General features: G+C 39.7%; 19 protein-coding genes. 13 read left to right on the top strand and 6 right to left on the bottom strand.

All coding sequences use genetic code 11. The annotated features are described in order from the left end of the window. The first annotated feature begins 343 nt into the window (after positions 1-343). The 13 genes from IQ228_RS08090 (at position 344) to IQ228_RS08030 (ending at position 10,171) form a co-directional block, all read left to right on the top strand. Positions 344-850, top strand: a complete 507-nt coding sequence (locus IQ228_RS08090) for a DUF2808 domain-containing protein (RefSeq protein ID WP_027401332.1) — start codon at positions 344-346, stop codon at positions 848-850. 188 nt (positions 851-1,038) lie between these two features. After that, positions 1,039-1,173, top strand: a complete 135-nt coding sequence (gene rpmH, locus IQ228_RS08085; RefSeq protein ID WP_015209090.1) for a 50S ribosomal protein L34 — start codon at positions 1,039-1,041, stop codon at positions 1,171-1,173. A 30-nt stretch (positions 1,174-1,203) separates the two neighbouring features. Continuing rightward, positions 1,204-1,593: a ribonuclease P protein component gene (gene rnpA / locus IQ228_RS08080; protein WP_027401333.1), complete on the top strand. Its 390-nt coding sequence runs from the start codon at positions 1,204-1,206 to the stop codon at positions 1,591-1,593. After that, a complete protein-coding gene (locus IQ228_RS08075; RefSeq protein ID WP_027401334.1) occupies positions 1,580-1,966 on the top strand; it encodes a PH domain-containing protein in 387 nt (128 codons plus the stop codon). Before rnpA ends, IQ228_RS08075 begins: the two co-directional genes overlap by 14 nt. Before the next feature lie 438 nt (positions 1,967-2,404). After that, positions 2,405-3,550 carry a membrane protein insertase YidC gene (gene yidC, locus IQ228_RS08070; RefSeq protein WP_027401335.1) on the top strand — a complete coding sequence of 382 codons (1,146 nt, stop codon included), beginning with the start codon at positions 2,405-2,407 and terminating at the stop codon, positions 3,548-3,550. A 2-nt stretch (positions 3,551-3,552) separates the two neighbouring features. Continuing rightward, entirely contained in the window at positions 3,553-4,068 is a 516-nt protein-coding gene (locus tag IQ228_RS08065) for a R3H domain-containing nucleic acid-binding protein (RefSeq protein ID WP_027401336.1), read from the top strand. A 128-nt stretch (positions 4,069-4,196) separates the two neighbouring features. Next, positions 4,197-4,700, top strand: a complete 504-nt coding sequence (locus tag IQ228_RS08060; RefSeq protein ID WP_039199522.1) for a DUF177 domain-containing protein — start codon at positions 4,197-4,199, stop codon at positions 4,698-4,700. Positions 4,701-4,994: 294 nt separating this feature from the next. After that, positions 4,995-5,294, top strand: a complete 300-nt coding sequence (locus tag IQ228_RS08055; RefSeq protein WP_193962582.1) for a type II toxin-antitoxin system HigB family toxin — start codon at positions 4,995-4,997, stop codon at positions 5,292-5,294. Next, a complete protein-coding gene (locus IQ228_RS08050; protein WP_193962581.1) occupies positions 5,278-5,679 on the top strand; it encodes a type II toxin-antitoxin system HigA family antitoxin in 402 nt (133 codons plus the stop codon). The genes IQ228_RS08055 and IQ228_RS08050 overlap by 17 nt, the downstream gene beginning before the upstream one ends. A gap of 624 nt (positions 5,680-6,303) precedes the next feature. Further along, positions 6,304-8,460 carry a polyribonucleotide nucleotidyltransferase gene (locus tag IQ228_RS08045; protein WP_027401340.1) on the top strand — a complete coding sequence of 719 codons (2,157 nt, stop codon included), beginning with the start codon at positions 6,304-6,306 and terminating at the stop codon, positions 8,458-8,460. Between the two features lie 198 nt (positions 8,461-8,658). Further along, the gene (locus IQ228_RS08040; protein ID WP_027401341.1) at positions 8,659-8,991 is read left to right on the top strand and encodes a hypothetical protein; all 333 of its coding nucleotides are present in this window, start codon (positions 8,659-8,661) and stop codon (positions 8,989-8,991) included. Further along, complete coding sequence (locus IQ228_RS08035) at positions 8,955-9,356, top strand: hypothetical protein (RefSeq protein ID WP_027401342.1); 402 nt, start codon at positions 8,955-8,957, stop codon at positions 9,354-9,356. The genes IQ228_RS08040 and IQ228_RS08035 overlap by 37 nt, the downstream gene beginning before the upstream one ends. Positions 9,357-9,997: 641 nt before the next feature. Continuing rightward, a complete protein-coding gene (locus IQ228_RS08030) occupies positions 9,998-10,171 on the top strand; it encodes a hypothetical protein (protein ID WP_168465616.1) in 174 nt (57 codons plus the stop codon). Between the two features lie 208 nt (positions 10,172-10,379). Here the strand turns inward: IQ228_RS08030 and argH are convergent, their stop codons facing one another. The 6 genes from argH to IQ228_RS08000 all read right to left on the bottom strand — a co-directional run. After that, entirely contained in the window at positions 10,380-11,768 is a 1,389-nt protein-coding gene (gene argH / locus IQ228_RS08025) for an argininosuccinate lyase (RefSeq protein WP_027401343.1), read from the bottom strand. Between the two features lie 329 nt (positions 11,769-12,097). Then, entirely contained in the window at positions 12,098-12,346 is a 249-nt protein-coding gene (locus IQ228_RS08020) for a hypothetical protein (RefSeq protein ID WP_370566845.1), read from the bottom strand. A gap of 489 nt (positions 12,347-12,835) precedes the next feature. Further along, positions 12,836-13,645 carry a nickel pincer cofactor biosynthesis protein LarB gene (larB, locus tag IQ228_RS08015; RefSeq protein ID WP_193962580.1) on the bottom strand — a complete coding sequence of 270 codons (810 nt, stop codon included), beginning with the start codon at positions 13,643-13,645 and terminating at the stop codon, positions 12,836-12,838. Positions 13,646-13,702: 57 nt separating this feature from the next. Next, entirely contained in the window at positions 13,703-15,487 is a 1,785-nt protein-coding gene (locus IQ228_RS08010) for an ABC transporter substrate-binding protein (RefSeq protein WP_027401346.1), read from the bottom strand. A gap of 23 nt (positions 15,488-15,510) precedes the next feature. Beyond that, positions 15,511-15,873 carry a hypothetical protein gene (locus tag IQ228_RS08005; protein ID WP_236630480.1) on the bottom strand — a complete coding sequence of 121 codons (363 nt, stop codon included), beginning with the start codon at positions 15,871-15,873 and terminating at the stop codon, positions 15,511-15,513. A gap of 49 nt (positions 15,874-15,922) precedes the next feature. Further along, a partial coding sequence (locus IQ228_RS08000; protein WP_193962579.1) for a hypothetical protein occupies positions 15,923-16,263 on the bottom strand: 341 nt, incomplete at its 5' end.

The raw sequence follows: 16,263 nt of genomic DNA, 5'->3' as shown, positions 1-16,263 counted from the left end.
CTTGTGTACTAAAATATTTATAATTAGCAATAAAAATTATTCTTTAGCAATACAAAACTATATAATCTGGATTTTATCTCTTGTCGGGCGCGTCAGCCTCGGTAAACACCTACTCGATAATTTATTCCCAAAGCCAAAAACAACACAATTTCCCTTATTCATCTTATCGCAGGTTGGTACGGCGCGTAAGTCCTATAATCTTAGTTTCAGGAATGGAAATTTTCACTGACTGAAAAGGCACTTTTATCTTTCACCAACGTCAATTGTCAAGCATATAGTAGTAAAGTTTAGTTACAAATACTGATACTTCGTGACAAACTACCAACTAGAGGAAACCTAATTTATGAAACGCCTACTTTCTGCCTTAGCCGTGACTAGCTGCTTATTAGCGGGTTTACCAGCGATAACTTTAGCCCAGAATGGTTTAACACTTTTTAGTGGGGTCAAAAGTGAAAATCAGTTACCCTTTCGGTTAGATTTTGGCGGACAAACCAGCAACACAGATCGTTATATACTCAGGGTTCCTGCCAAACAAATGAAACTAGCAGTAGCTCAATTTACCATTACTTATCCTGATTATTACAAGGGAACTTTCGATCCCAAAAGTGTTGAAGTCATAGTTAAAGGTAAAAAAGTCCCCCTATCTGAGGTCAAATGGGATAAAGAAGGTGGTGTGATTCAAATATTTCCTGAAGAACCAGTTCCCGCCGGTCGCAAAGTCGAGTTAGTCTTATCCAATGTACAGAATCCAGCTTTTGGGGGAGTTTACTATTTCAAATGTCAAGTTCTTTCCCCCGGTGATGTCCCATTACTGCGCTATCTTGGTACGTGGATTATCAGTATTAACTAAAAAGGCAAGAGGCAAGAGGCAAGGGGCAAGAGGCAACGGACAACGGACAACGGACAACGGACAACGGACAACTGACAACTGACAACTGACAACTGACAACTCCATCCAGAAATATGTTTTTATTGCCTGTAAAGTGGTAAAATATCAGATTGTGACTTTTTATGAAAATCGCCTAAGAGGAGAACCGTATGCAAAGAACACTGGGCGGCACTTGCCGTAAGAGAAAAAGAACATCTGGATTCCGTGCCAGAATGCGAACACCAGACGGTAGAAACGTGATTAGTGCCAGAAGAAGAAAAGGGCGGCATCGTCTGAGCGTTTAGGGTAACAAAATTCAGCAATTAAGAACTGTTGTGGCTTTGCCCAAAGCATATCGGCTCAAATCCCGTCAGGATTTTCAGGCAGTTTTCCGAGAAGGAATTCGGCGACATAGTTCTCATTTCACACTGAGAGCTTTAAAACCTACTCTTGCGACAGAACCTTCTTTGGATGCTGCCCCCCCTAGCACAAAAATTGGTATTGCCATTAGTACAAAAGTCAGTAAACGCGCCGTTGTTCGCAACAAAATCAAAAGGCAAATAACAGCAGCATTACATCAACTATTGCCTAAATTACTCCCAGGATGGCGGCTAGTATTAATTGTGAAACCAACAACAACAGAATCTGAGTGCGAAACCCAGAAATTTCTGCAAGAATTAGAGCAGTTGTTGGCACAAACTGAGGTATTAAATGGGTATTCGTGAAGAAGTTTATTATGAGGGTGGTCCCCACATTGGGGATTTGATTTTTAACCTGCTAATTGGGCTAACAGTAGTGGGTATACCCTTAGCTGTGGGAGCAATAGTCAGAGCAGTGTGGCTACGCTTCCGCATCACAGATCGAAGGATATGTGTAACTGGTGGTTGGATGGGACGCGATCGCTATGATGTAATTTATTCAGAAGTAGTGAAAGTTGTCAAAGTTCCCCGTGCCATCGGTCTATGGGGAGATATGGCAGTTACCCTCAAAAATGGTACTCTCATCGAAATGCGGGCTGTTCCCAATTTTCGGGAAGTCTATGACTACATTAATGAAAAAATTGCTGCTAAAAATCCCCAATATAGCAATCCTAAATGAGTCACTTGATTTTGGATTTACGTTAGCGAAGCGTACGCAGCGCAGCGAGTATTTTAGATTTTGGATTGAGTTTACCCTAAAGTGTATAGCTGGAAAATTTTGGATTTGGGATTTACGTGAGCGAAGCGTACGCAGCGCAGCGAGTATTTTTCCATCCTTCAGGACGGGGCTTGTACCAAATTTTTTGCATCTAAAATCTAAAATCTAAAATTCCCGGTCATTTTTCCAGAGCGTTAACATTCACATTTTTAGATCATGTGCGGCTATCCTTAACTTCCATAGCTTGTGGATAGTCGCAGCAATGCTTAACAAAAACCTCTACAATATAGAGCAAAAGCTTGGAAGAGAACCGCCTCTAGTCAGAGGATAGGATCAACTGAGTATCCCACTCCCAACCGGGGTGGGAGTGTCAAAGTACCGCAGGTTGAATTCAGAATAATGGATTTTGGTATCGGGTTTCTCTCGAACAACGTGATGTTGCCAATCATAGACCTTTTCTATGGTTTTGTCCCTAGCTATGGGTTGGCGATAGTAGCCTTAACATTGATTATCCGCTTTGCACTCTACCCCCTGAGTGCTGGCTCTATCCGCAGTATGCGGCGGATGCGAGTTGTGCAGCCTGTGATGCAAAAGCGTATGGCAGAAATTAAAGAACGCTATAAAGATGATCAGCAAAAGCAACAAGAGGAAATGCTCAAGGTCCAAAGTGAATTTGGTAATCCCTTAGCAGGATGTCTACCTTTACTGTTGCAAATGCCAGTATTACTAGCACTGTTTGCAACTTTGCGGGGTTCGCCTTTTTCTGGTGTTAACTATTCCGTTAACCTGCAAATCTTCCCTCAAGAAGAGATTGAGCGCATTCAACCCCAAGCATTTGCCACTCCTCCACAAAATATCTACATTGCTGACGGTGATCACACTCCCATTTCTGCGATCTTACCAGGAGGCGATAAGTTAACAGTGGGAGAAAAAACTAAGATTCAATATCAAACCGTAGAAGGCAAACCATTTGATTTGCTTCTCAAGGAACACCCAGAAGCTCAGTTAACACCCACCTGGAAAGTCACCAAAGGCGCAGAGAGGGTGAAAATTGATGCCGAAGGCAATGTAGAGGCTCTAGAACCCGGAGACGTGACCATTCAAGGCACAATTCCCGGACTAGCAGCAGAAAAAGGATTTCTCTTTATTGATGCTTTAGGTCGAGTAGGTGCTATTGATCCCGATAACACAGTCCATTGGGATATTGTGGCGATGATTGTCTTCTTTGGTATCAGCCTTTATGTCAGCCAAATGCTGTCTGGGCAAAATTCCAGCGGTGGCAACCCTCAGCAAGATACAGTCAATAAAATTACCCCTGTCATCTTTTCTGGGATGTTCCTATTCTTTCCTCTGCCGGCTGGGGTACTTATGTATATGGTAATTGGTAACGTTTTCCAAACTATCCAAACATATATCCTCTCCCGTGAACCTCTACCAGAAGAAATTCAGAAAATCGTAGATTCACAAGAAAAAGAAGCCCAAACCATCGAAGTAAAAGCGTTGCCATTTGAACCCAAAAGTTCTAAGAAAAAGGCTACCGGTTGATTATGAGCGACATTTCTATGCAGAGTAGTGAACAATGGCTACAAAATTTGCTACTTTTAACTGGTGTATCTACTCAAGTACGGGCTAATTTAGAACCTAAGCCATCTTCAGGACAAGATACACCAACAGGAGAAAGCTACTGGTTAACAATAGATCAAACCAACTTAACATCAGAACAAATTAGGATTTTAATTGGTGCTGGTGGTTCGGTGCTAGATAGTATTCAGTATCTAGCAAATTCCGTTCTCAACTTAAATCAACCAGAAGAAAATCAGACAGCTTACACAATTGAATTGAATGGTTATCGGGTGAGGCGAGAAGCCGAAATCCGCACTTTAGCTGAAACTGCTGCCGCAGAAGTCCGTTTTTCTGGAAGAGAGGTAGAACTTCAATCTCTCAGTTCCTCAGAACGCCGACAAATCCACACTTTATTGCAGGAATTTTCGGATTTAGAAACCTTCAGTCGCGGCAAAGAACCTCATCGTCATTTAGTTGTTCGTCAAGCAGTCACACCATAATTAGGTAATAGGGAACGGGGAACAGGGAACAGGAAACAGGGAACAGACAAAAATATTACCAATTACCAGTTACCAATTACCCATTACCCATTACCAATGATCAATTTTGATGGTATTTCACAAATCCTATGGACGCTATTTTTATTCCGCAGCTATCTAAAGCCCCGGAGCGGACAGAGGAAATTCAAGTTCAAGAGTTTCTGCCTGGACTAGAAACATTGACACCCGTTCGCGGAGTTATCCAGGTTAAACATCAGGGTAACTATTTAGAAGTTTCATCTCAGGCAGAAACAATTGTTACCTGTACTTGCAACCGCTGTTTGCAGCAGTATAACCATCGTTTGGTTCTTGATACTCAGGAAGTCATTTGGTTAGATGAAACTGCTAATCAAACGGAAGATTTGCCTTTAGAAATGGAAGTTGCTGTCGAAGATTTACTGGAAACTTTAGCACCTGATGGTCATTTTGATCCCAGTGAATGGCTTTATCAGCAAATGTGTTTAGCGTTACCTCAGCGTCAATTATGTAACCTTAATTGTCCAGGTATTCTAAATACTGCTGTTTCTGAACCACCTATTGATAGCCGTTGGGCTTTATTAGATGCTTTGAAAAAACAACTTCCAGATAATTAGTAAATTTACTATTTGGTGCGTTATGGCTTAATTCTTTATGGCTGGGTAAAAGCTGTTAATACTCTCTCAAGCTCCTCAAGGATTTTTTATCTTTGTGGAGTTTTTAATTACAGAAAAATGAACCACGAAGACACGAAGAACACTAAGGGAAGAGGGTTTTAGAGGTATTTTACGTAATTCCTAATTAGGGCTTGACAACTTACTCTCTTTTTGAAAGAATTAGATAAAAGAAGTGAGAGTCGAAACCAATGATTTACATAAATCAGAAAAAGTTAAAAGCAAAACCCAAAATATATGCACTTAATTTCAATTCGCAACCTCCGCGAAGAAGCAGCTAAGTATCCCAATATCAAAAAACAAATTGAAAGTTGGTATACAACTGTTAAAAAATCCGAATGGCAAAGTTTGGATGATGTTCAAAAAACTTACCGAGATGCTGAAGCTGTTGGTAATTTTACTGTTTTTAATATTAAAGGTAATGATTATCGTTTAATTGTCGGGATTAATTATGAAACAAAAAAGGTTCACTACAAATATTTGCTAACTCACGCAGAATATAATAAAAATAAATGGAAAAATGACCCTTACTTTTGACCGAAATACTTATAGTCAATTACTAGCAGAAATCGCTCCTCAAGTAATTGAAACTGAAGCGGAGTATGAACGACTTTTAAAAGTTGCAGAATTTCTAACTTTTAAAAAAAATCTTACTCCAGAGGAGCGAATTCTAGACAAATTGATTGTCAAACTCATTGAAGATTATGAAGAAGAAAATTATCCAATGGATGAATCTACACCTCATGAAATATTGCTACATCTTATGGAATCTAGTGGAATTCGTCAAGCTGACTTAGTACGTATTCTTGGTTCTAGCAGTGGTGTGGTTTCAGAGGTTGTCAACGGTAAACGTTCAATTAGTAAAGCACAAGCAAAAGCCTTGGGAGAATATTTTAAAGTGTCTCCTAGTTTATTTATTTAGAGGTTGTTTGAAAAGTCTAAATTCATACATAGGGTTTGCTGAATAAGTACCCATTCATTGGTGTCAACTTAACGTAAAACATCTATCCCGCAAAGAACTCAATTCATCTCATTCCCAGTCTCTGACTGGGAATGAATCCTAGAAGGCTCTGCCTTCAATGATATTAGAGGCAGAGCCTCATCAACTGCATTCCTAGTCAGAGACTAGGAACGAGGTGTGGTAGGGATTTGAGCTTAAGTTGACACCATTAAGCTTTTGCTTTACCCCTACCCGGAGAATCAAATAATTAAGCCGTGTTGGGTATAAATATCGCTCTCCTTGAGTTAGAAGTGATATTTGGGGGATGAAGTGGAATTTATACGGATTGCTTTGCGTTTTTGCACCTGTGCTTTTTAATGACAAGGTAAATATCATACTGTTATTTACAGTTTAATTGAATGATGAACCATTATTAAATCGTTCTCAAAAATAGAACTGAGATCACAAACCCAGATATGAAGCCTGTTGTACGGCTAAATGAGAAAATTTTGTTTTATGTTTGTTCATTACAGAAGCCGTCTAGACTGCATAAATGTTAGGATTGCCACAGAGTGAGAATCGCGTAAGAGAAGGAAAAAAAACTGAATGGCAGAATTTGAAAAGTCAATATCCTTTGATGGACGGGATATTCGACTGACGGTTGGCCTACTAGCCCCCCAAGCAGGTGGGTCGGTTTTGATACAATCAGGAGATACAACTGTTTTAGTAACGGCTACAAGGTCAGCAGCGCGGGAAGGCATTGATTTTTTGCCACTGACCGTAGATTACGAAGAAAGATTGTATGCAGCAGGAAGAATTCCAGGGGGGATTATGCGCCGGGAAGGTCGTCCACCGGAAAAGGCAATTCTTGCCAGTCGTCTGATTGACCGCCCACTCCGTCCTTTATTCCCTTCATGGTTGCGGGATGATTTGCAAGTTGTGGCAATAACTATGTCAATGGATGAGCAAGTCCCCCCTGATGTGTTAGCAGTCACAGGTGCTTCAATTGCTACTCTCATTGCCCAAATTCCTTTTAATGGACCAATGGCCGCAGTGCGAGTAGGCTTGGTTGGTGATGATTTTATTATTAACCCTACCTATGCGGAAATTGAAGCGGGAGATTTGGATTTAATCGTTGCCGGTTCCCCAGATGGGGTAATTATGGTGGAAGCGGGTGCAAATCAATTGCCAGAGCAAGATATTATTGAAGCGATTGATTTTGGCTACGAAGCGGTTCGGGATTTAATTCAAGCTCAGTTAGATTTGCTGGATGAACTAGGTCTAAAACTTGTGCAAGAAACGCCACCAGAAGTAGATAAGACATTAGAAAACTATATCCGCGATCGCGCTAGTGATGAGATCAAAAAAATCTTGGCGCAATTTGAGTTAACTAAAACTGATCGTGATATTGCTTTGGATGCAGTTAAAGATAATATCTCTGCTGAAATCAAAGCCTTACCAGAAGAAGACCCCATTCGCATCGCTGCCACAGCCGACTCCAAAGCCCTTGGTAATACCTTCAAGAGCATTACCAAATACTTCATGCGTCGTCAAATTGTCGAAGATAACGTGCGCGTTGATGGTCGTAAGCTTGATGAAGTTCGTCCTATCTCTTGTCGAGTTGGGATTATACCCAAAAGAGTACATGGTAGCGGTTTATTTAACCGGGGACTGACTCAGGTGCTATCAATGTGTACCCTTGGTACTCCTGGAGATGCCCAAAATCTGAACGACGACTTGCAACTAGAACAAACTAAACGTTACCTGCATCACTATAACTTCCCTCCCTTCTCCGTCGGCGAAACCAAACCATTACGCGCCCCTGGTAGACGGGAAATCGGACATGGTGCATTAGCAGAACGGGCATTATTACCTGTATTACCGCCAAAAGACAAGTTCCCCTACGTAATTCGCGTAGTTTCGGAAGTGCTTTCTTCCAACGGTTCAACTTCAATGGGTTCAGTTTGTGGTTCTAGTTTATCCCTCATGGATGCAGGTGTACCCATTACCAAACCTGTGAGCGGTGCGGCAATGGGCTTGATTAAGGAAGGGGACGAAGTACGAATCCTCACCGATATCCAGGGCATTGAAGACTTTTTGGGTGATATGGACTTCAAAGTTGCTGGTACAGATACTGGAATTACAGCTTTGCAAATGGATATGAAAATATCTGGTTTGTCTTTAGAAGTAATTGCCCAAGCTGTCAACCAAGCCAAACCTGCCCGGTTACACATTCTGGAAAAAATGCTCCAGACTATTGACACCCCCAGGGAAGAAACTTCACCCTTTGCCCCACGTCTGTTAACAATTAAGATTGATCCTGACATGATTGGTCTGGTGATTGGACCTGGTGGTAAAACCATTAAGGGTATCACTGAAGAAACAGGTGCAAAGATTGACATCCAAGATGATGGTACTGTCACCATTTCCGCAGTTGATGAAAACCGAGCTAAGAGAGCGCGGAATATCGTTCAGGGCATGACTCGTAAACTCCATGAAGGGGATGTTTACATCGGTCGTGTGACACGGGTTATACCCATTGGCGCTTTTGTGGAGTTCTTGCCCGGTAAAGAAGGCATGATTCACATTTCTCAACTCGCTGACTATCGCGTTGGTAAGGTTGAAGATGAGGTAGCTGTTGGTGATGAGGTGATTGTCAAAGTGCGAGAAATTGACAATAAGGGTCGAATTAACCTAACACGCTTGGGTATTCATCCAGATCAAGCCGCAGCAGCACGAGAAGCAGCAGCGGTAAACCATTAAATCGCTGGTTGGATTTTAGATTTTAGATTACAGATCAATCGCAAATCTAAAATCCGCGATGCCTTGCTAGTAGGCATCGTTACGGTGATTTTGGTAGTAAGTTAGTTATATAAAACCAATACAAAAAAAGCTAACAAATGCTAACAACTTATTTGGCAACGGGTAAGTTTATGTCGTAATTATCAAGAGGTAAAAATCATGGTGACAGTATCAATTAAAGATGAATACATTGAAGTTTTATCTGCACTAGGAGATTTACAAGAATCAATGGATTTGGCTCTTAAACAATATACTCTTGATAAGATAGCCTTAAAAATTGCTGAACTTCGTCAACGAGATATTAAGTATCAAGAAAAATATCAGCTAGATTATTCTACTTTTTGTCAGCAAATATATGAAGATGAAGACTTTATCAAACAAGTAGAAAATTTAGTCAGTAAAACATGGGAAATTGATTTAGCTGATTGGGAATTTTGTCATCAAGGAGTTGAAGATTGGATACAAAAATTACAGACTATTTTACTGACATAGTAAAAATCGCTAAAGTTAATTTTCAGCAGGTTAATTATATAATAGACACAACTCCAAAACGCGCCATCCTGCGTTTAGAAGGACAGTATGGAGAATATCGGATTTTGATTACAGAATTGTTCAGTGATGAACTGAGAAAATATAGATATTATGTTTTGCGAGGTGATTGGGTTGAAGCAGGTTTTGATAATAGCCCAGATCCTCGAGCCATTCGCCTAAAATATGGTCGTATTGGTAAAGAATACGCGAATGAATATATTCCTCACTTACATCGAGATGATAAAAATCAGCTATTTTTAACTGAAGAAATGACAGTTGTAGATTTTGCTGATTGGGTAAAAACTAATATTGATATTTCTCTCTGATTTAATCTGAATATTTAGTAAATTGCTGAAAAGTCTCAAGTCCAAGGATAGAAACGGCGATTCTTAACGCTTTCCGCCGTAAAATGCCCGCAGAATGGAATTGTTTGTCTATATAGGGCTTGCTGAAAAAGTTGTCTGTGATAGCGCAGCGTGACGTAAGTCATGGGCTAGGAGTCAGGAGTCAGGAGTCAGGAGGAAGAATTAGAAGAAGAGAAGAATAGTATTAAATCTGGTAAAGTGATAGGCTTTTGCTAATTTCAACCCTTATTCCTTGCACTTCTTTCACCTTTTTTACCTTCAAACTCTTGATATATCTCAGTTCTAGGTTTATTCACCCCTGTATAAATATAGATTGTGCTTACTAATTTTCGCTTATATAAGCCTCGTTTGTGTATAATTAAATCGAGCTACCTATTGTAAATTGAATTGAATTCAGAAAATCACAGAAGTTCATGACCAATACCAATTACCAACCTAAATTCTGGTTGACATTAGACTTTTTAGTGCGATATAATGGTATGCTATTTAAAGTGTATTGATTGCTGCACTAGGCTAAAAAAGTATATCAATAATATCGGTAGCTAATATGGCCTAAGTAATGCCTAGATGCCAATTTTTTGTTGTTTATTAATGAGGTGAATATGGCAAAGCGCCGTAACCCGAAAAAAGAAAAGGCGCTACGAAACCAGGCCTACGCCAGAAAGTTTCGTAAACGGACCACCACAGGTAGAATGGGCAGAAGATTCCAACAAAGACCGCCCAAGAGTGAAGAGGAAGAAGGAACAGGAGCAGCAGCAATGGATGCTGCTGATTAATGTAGCTGGTTAAATTTGACTCTTTCATATTTTGAATTTTTAGGGTGTACACCAGTACACCCTTACTTGTGTTAGTGGTCAGTTGTCAGTTGGAAGAAAGAATGAAATTTCTCCCCTGTTCCCTGTTCCCTGTTCCCTGTTCCCTGTTCCCTGTTCCCTGTTCCCTGTTCCCTGTTCCCTGTTCCCTGTTCCCTGTTCCCTGTTCCCTTTATTTCACACTGATTTGAGTCCGGGCGTTGATAAGGGCTTGTCTAACTTGGAGAAAGCCTGTACCTCCATAGCTGTTGCGGGCTGCAACCACTTGACGTGGGGTTATGGCTTCATAAATGTCGGCGGCAAATGCGGGATGGATTTGTTGCCATTCTTCTAGATGCAAATCTTTGAGCAGTTTACCAGCGGCAATACTGGTTTTGACGACTTTGCCGACAATGTTATAAGCTTCGCGGAAGGGTACACCCCTGGCGGCGAGATAATCTGCAACATCGGTAGCGTTAGCAAAGTCTTCTGTAACTGCTGTTGCTAATCGTTGGTGACGAAATTCTAAACCTTCTTGCAGTAAAATTGTCATTGCTTCTAAACAGGCTTTGACTGTGTTTACACTGTCAAATATGCCTTCTTTGTCTTCCTGGAGATCTTTGTTATAAGCCAGGGGTAAACCTTTCATAATTACTAACATGGCTTGCAGATGACCAAATACTCGCCCGGTTTTGCCGCGCACTAATTCAGGTACGTCGGGGTTTTTCTTTTGGGGCATAATGCTAGAACCTGTGGCACAGCTATCTTTGAGGGTGATGAAGCGAAATTCTTCTGATGCCCACAGGATTATTTCTTCGGAAAGACGGCTGAGGTGAACCATAATAATACTAGCAGCACAGAGAAATTCTATGGCGAAGTCCCGATCGCTCACTCCGTCCAAGCTGTTAGCATAAACATTGTCAAAATGTAATAAATTGGCTGTATAGTGGCGGTCAATGGGGAAAGTTGTTCCCGCTAAAGCACCACAACCCAAGGGGGAGATATTCACTCGGCTGTAAACGTCTTCTAAGCGTTCCCAGTCCCGTTGTGCCATTTGAAAGTATGCCAGTAAATGGTGCGCTAAACTCACTGGTTGGGCGCGTTGCAGGTGGGTATAACCAGGAATCAAGGTTTCAACATTTTTTTCGGCTATATCAACTAATACTGTTTGCCAGTTCCGTAATTGTTGGCGAATTTGTTGAATTTGATCACGTAGGTATAATCTAGTGTCTGTACCTACTTGGTCATTGCGAGAACGGGCTGTGTGGAGTTTTTTACCTACATCTCCGACAATTTCCGTGAGGCGCTTTTCTACGGCAAAATGCACATCTTCGGCATCAACACCGGGTTGAAATTGCCCTTGACGATATTCTTGACGAACTTGTTCTAAACCGTTAAACAGTGCTTCCCCTTCTTCGTGGGAAATTATACCTGTATGTGCCAACATTTTGGCATGAGCTTGAGAACCAGTAATGTCATATTCGATAAGTTCAATGTCAAAACTGATACTAGCATTGAAACGAGCGATCGCTGGATGTAGCGCGGACTCAAACCGCTGACTCCAAGTTTGTTTTTCGGTCATAAATCTGAAGGGAAAGGAAGAAATTTGTAGATATTAGATTTTGAATCATACGCCTTATGTGAGTTAAAAATTTTGTTGTTTCATAAGCGAAATTACAAGGTTTTCAGTATCTAACTCAAGTTGCTAGTTATCTCGTTGAGGCTGGTAATGGGTAATTGGTAATAGGTAATTGCTAGTAAAAGCTCTGGTTTCATCCTGTTCATCCTTTAATCCTGGATATTACCTCGACTTCGCTCGATAACCACCTAATTCTGACAATTTACCTAACTGGCAACTTATATTATCTAAATAACTAATCCAAAATCTAAAATCTAAAATCTAAAATCACTTTAACCGTAACTAGTAAAACCTTTGAACAGATAACCAACAATTATACCAATCAACAATGCCCAAATTTGCCCAGTTTTGACAAAGTGATTCCAAGAGGCTTGTACTTGACCTAAAAGGTCTGGGTCTCTAACATTACCAAGATCAGCCAGAAGAGTAATATGTTCCTGTAAATTTCCTAGCAGTGGCAATAGTGAATCATTCAAGTGTTCCATAATTCTTTCACCAAAAGGTTTATCACCTGTTATCAAGATTTGAAGTAACTAATCAAATAAAAAGCTACCGCAATTATAAGAATACCCAGTAAGTGGGAAACTCAGTGGCTTTAGCCCTGAGAGGGAAACGGCACGAGCGGTTTTAACCGCCTTGAATATTTTTTCATTACCGCCTTGGAGTTAAGAAATTCGGGGTACCTTTGTGATGTACTTTCAACGGGACAATTACCGATTCAAAATTCCCAACTCTGTACGCATAATGTTTTGCACGCGATGTGCCTCCCATTTCTGGGGTAATGTTAGCTAGATGCCTCCGGCACGCTGCGCGAACGACCAGTTATAAGAGCTTTTTAGACTTGCAACACTGTTTCAGTGACCTTAAAACTGTTTAATTGCAAATGACAGAGCGGGGAACTAGCTTCGCATTCCAGGGTGTCGTGACTCAAATAACGGCTACGATGAGAGTAAACTCAGGGTGGTCTGGTCAGCACGGCTTGCTTAATTACTCTTGCAAGCCCAGTCCCTTTAGGGCTGGGTTACTGACACTTTACTACGTTCTGCCGCTAAACGTAATTTTTCTGAAGTTCGTAAAATTTGCCCAGCTAAAACCGCTGCACCAAAGCCATTATCTATATTAACTACACCTATACCAGCAGCACAAGAGTTAAGCATTGTTAATAGAGGTGCCAAACCAGAAAAGCTTGCACCATAGCCAATACTGGTAGGAACAGCGATTACGGGACAATCTGCCAAACCCGCTACAACACTGGGCAAAGCCCCTTCCATGCCCGCGACAACGATTAATACCGATGCTGATTCTAATACATGACGGTTGCTTAATAACCGATGAATTCCCGCCACACCTACATCCCAGAGGCGCTGTACATAAAAACCCGAAAGTTCCGCAGTGACAGCGGCTTCTTCAGCAACGGCTAAATCGGCAGTACCAGCGGAAAGAATGCCAATTTTACCGGGAAATCTGACTTCAATCACAGGGGGAACAATGGCACAAATTCGGGCTTGTTCGTAGTATTGGATACCTCTAACTTTTGGTTGTAATGCGGAATATACTTTTGGCTCAATGCGGGTAGCCATAACTACGGAAGTCCGGTGGCGCATGACTTCCATAATTTGAGCAATTTGTTCAGGTGTTTTACCTGGTCCCCAAATTACCTCCGGGAAACCGGTTCTTAATTGACGATGATGATCTATTTTAGCAAATTCACCTACGGATTGATAGGCTAAGTCTTTGAGGGAGTCGAAGGCTATATCTGGGGTTATTTTACCATTGGCGACGGCTTCTAAGAGCGATCGCAAATTTTCTGGTTGTGTCATGCAATTTTGGATTTTGGATTTTAGATTTTGGATTTCCCTTATTCAGTCAACAGTCAACTATTTCGTAACTTTAATTTCATGAATATTCCAAAAAGCACCACCAAGAGCAGAATATTGGATACCTTGAAACCGATTTCTGATTGCTGATAGAGAATAGGAATTAACCAAGTAAATGAAAGGTAAATACTCCTGTGTTAATTGTTGACTTTCGCCATAAATTTCCTTCAATTTAGCCTCATCAAACTCCTGTGCGCCTTGAATATAAAGTTCATTAATTTTCTTTTCCCAGTCAGCAACTTCCCAACCTTCAATCGGTTTTTGTCCAGCTTGTGGTTTTTGATTAAACATATGTAGTCCCCCTTCAGGAGACCACACATTAGCACCATCATTTGGTTCTAAACCCCCTGTCAAACCTATTAAACAAGCATCCCAATCTAAAGTGTTAGAAAGTTTATCTATAAAAGTATTCCAAGCCAATGGTGTAAAATCTACTTGAATACCAATTTTACTTAAATCCTGTTTAATTTGCGAACCCATTGATTCCCGAATTTTATTCCCCGCATTAGTTAATAATGCAAATCTCACCTCATTACCTTGATTATCTACTAAGAGATTTTTTTCATTATATTGAAATCCAGCTTTTAGTAGTAATTCTTTGGCTTTTTCAGGATTATAGTTATAAACCTTCAAGCCTTTTTCCGGTGATAAGAAATAAGGACTTTGAACAGAAATAGGAGAATTTTGGGGTGTACCTAAACCACGAAAAGTATTATTTAACATGGTTTGTCTATCAATAGCATAGGCTAATGCTTGCCGGAATTGCACATTATTAAACCATTTAGATTTAATTGGATCAACTAATGGTTGATTTTGTCTTTTTCCCTTATTTAAGTTAAAGGAAATAAAGGAAGTGCTAGAACTAGGACCCCCATTATATATTTTAAAATTCCCTTGTTTTTCCTGAACTTTTAATAAAGAAAAATAATCAGGGGAAACACCAATAGAATCTAAATCACCGGAACGAAATTGGAGTAAGGAAGTATCTGTTGACTCCACAATTTGCCAAATTATTCGTTCAATATAAGGTTGGGGTTTACCTTGAGCATCTTTACGCCAATAATAGGGGTTACGGCGAAAAATTATCCGTTGACTCGTATCATATCTTTCCAGTTTATAAGGACCATTAACAATAATTTCTTCAGGAGGAGTATCCACACCCCATTTATTCAGAAATTCCACTTTACCATCTTTATTTTTTGTTTTGACTGATTTCTCTAAAATATGAGCAGGTAAAATAGATGCTCCTGTATTCAGTAAAAAAGGTCTAAATGGTTCAGGGACACTAAATTCCACTCTTCTATTATCTATTTTTCTGACAGTTGGTAATTTGCGATCTTTCCCGACTCTTAAAACATCTCTAGTATCTGTAGGGATGTTTTCATTTAAATAAATATCATTATAGGTAAATACGACATCATCAACTGTTAATGGTTGTCCATCTGACCATTTTAAACCTTCACGCATGGTAAAGGTAATTTTGGTTTTATCTGGTGATATTTCCCATGATTGAGCTAATGCTCCTTCTATTTTACCGTTAATGGGATTTTGAGTTAATAATCCTTCATAGGTGTAACCAAAAATATTTGGTGATTCGGAACTCAGCGCAGCATTAAATGTTTTTGGATCACTCAAAATGCTTGTTACTAATTGGGGTACTTGAGCCGCATTTGTTTTTAATTTGGTTGGGTTACAAGCGGTAAGTCCTATTGCTGTAAAAGCAATAATAGTTATTAATAAAAAAAGGCGTTTTGTGGAATTGAGTATCTTTTTAGTTAATGTCATAGTTTTAATAATTAAACAGTTATCTAAGTTGATGAACGAGAATTAAACCAATTGAGAAAATCCTGCGTGATTGCAAAGTATTTAATTCCAGTATTGCGTAAAGCATTATTGGTAATGATAGTTTCTTGTAATTGTTGACTTAATAAGGGAGCATAATTAGAAGTTTTATCACGGTCAATTTCTGTGATTTTTAGTTCTAGTTCTCGTTTAAATTTCAATTTTTCTTGTTTTTCTAACTTGTAAACAGACACAGCTTCAATATAACAAATATTTGGTATAAATATCTTAACTGAATTAGGCGGATTATACAGCAAATCTTCTGCTTGCGAATCCTGTCCTTTCGCAATAGACATAAAAAAGTTAGTTTCTATATAAAGTATGGTCACTCTAATCTTCCTGATAATTAACTATAAATTTTCACAAAATAATGTATTTCTATTCATCATTTTGTGAATAGGTCTCTCCATGTTTTAAATTTGTTAGGATACCTATTTTTTCTAATTCTTGATATCCAGGTGGTATTTTTGATTTCCACTGATAAGCTAAGTCTCTCAGCCAAGATTCTATTAGGGTTTTTAGATAGAACTTAAATATTCTTTTTTCGCTGAATCTTGAGTCATAATGGCTGAGAATATCTCCTGCATTTAATGATATCAATGGCTCAGAGAATACGCCATTAATAGACTTGAAAACATTAATTTTTGTTAAATTTGCTAAAATAACAAATCGCGGGTTTTCTTGAGAGTTTCGTAAATATAGGTTGCTAACTTTTGATA

This window comes from Dolichospermum sp. LEGE 00246 (assembly GCF_015207865.1).
GTDB lineage: Bacteria > Cyanobacteriota > Cyanobacteriia > Cyanobacteriales > Nostocaceae > Dolichospermum > Dolichospermum heterosporum.
The sequence above is the reverse complement of the archived record's forward strand: the minus strand, read 5'-3'. Positions and strand labels throughout refer to the sequence as shown.

Bases quoted from the DNA above. Each gene is read 5' to 3' on its own strand.
- IQ228_RS08090 (WP_027401332.1), top strand. From the start codon at position 344: ATGAAACGCCTACTTTCTGCCTTAGCCGTGACTAGCTGCTTATTAGCG.
- rpmH (WP_015209090.1), top strand. From the start codon at position 1,039: ATGCAAAGAACACTGGGCGGCACTTGCCGTAAGAGAAAAAGAACATCT.
- IQ228_RS08075 (WP_027401334.1), top strand. From the start codon at position 1,580: ATGGGTATTCGTGAAGAAGTTTATTATGAGGGTGGTCCCCACATTGGG.
- yidC (WP_027401335.1), top strand. From the start codon at position 2,405: ATGGATTTTGGTATCGGGTTTCTCTCGAACAACGTGATGTTGCCAATC.
- IQ228_RS08065 (WP_027401336.1), top strand. From the start codon at position 3,553: ATGAGCGACATTTCTATGCAGAGTAGTGAACAATGGCTACAAAATTTG.
- IQ228_RS08060 (WP_039199522.1), top strand. From the start codon at position 4,197: ATGGACGCTATTTTTATTCCGCAGCTATCTAAAGCCCCGGAGCGGACA.
- IQ228_RS08055 (WP_193962582.1), top strand. From the start codon at position 4,995: ATGCACTTAATTTCAATTCGCAACCTCCGCGAAGAAGCAGCTAAGTAT.
- IQ228_RS08050 (WP_193962581.1), top strand. From the start codon at position 5,278: ATGACCCTTACTTTTGACCGAAATACTTATAGTCAATTACTAGCAGAA.
- IQ228_RS08045 (WP_027401340.1), top strand. From the start codon at position 6,304: ATGGCAGAATTTGAAAAGTCAATATCCTTTGATGGACGGGATATTCGA.
- IQ228_RS08040 (WP_027401341.1), top strand. From the start codon at position 8,659: ATGGTGACAGTATCAATTAAAGATGAATACATTGAAGTTTTATCTGCA.
- IQ228_RS08030 (WP_168465616.1), top strand. From the start codon at position 9,998: ATGGCAAAGCGCCGTAACCCGAAAAAAGAAAAGGCGCTACGAAACCAG.
- argH (WP_027401343.1), bottom strand. From the start codon at position 11,768: ATGACCGAAAAACAAACTTGGAGTCAGCGGTTTGAGTCCGCGCTACAT.
- larB (WP_193962580.1), bottom strand. From the start codon at position 13,645: ATGACACAACCAGAAAATTTGCGATCGCTCTTAGAAGCCGTCGCCAAT.
- IQ228_RS08010 (WP_027401346.1), bottom strand. From the start codon at position 15,487: ATGACATTAACTAAAAAGATACTCAATTCCACAAAACGCCTTTTTTTA.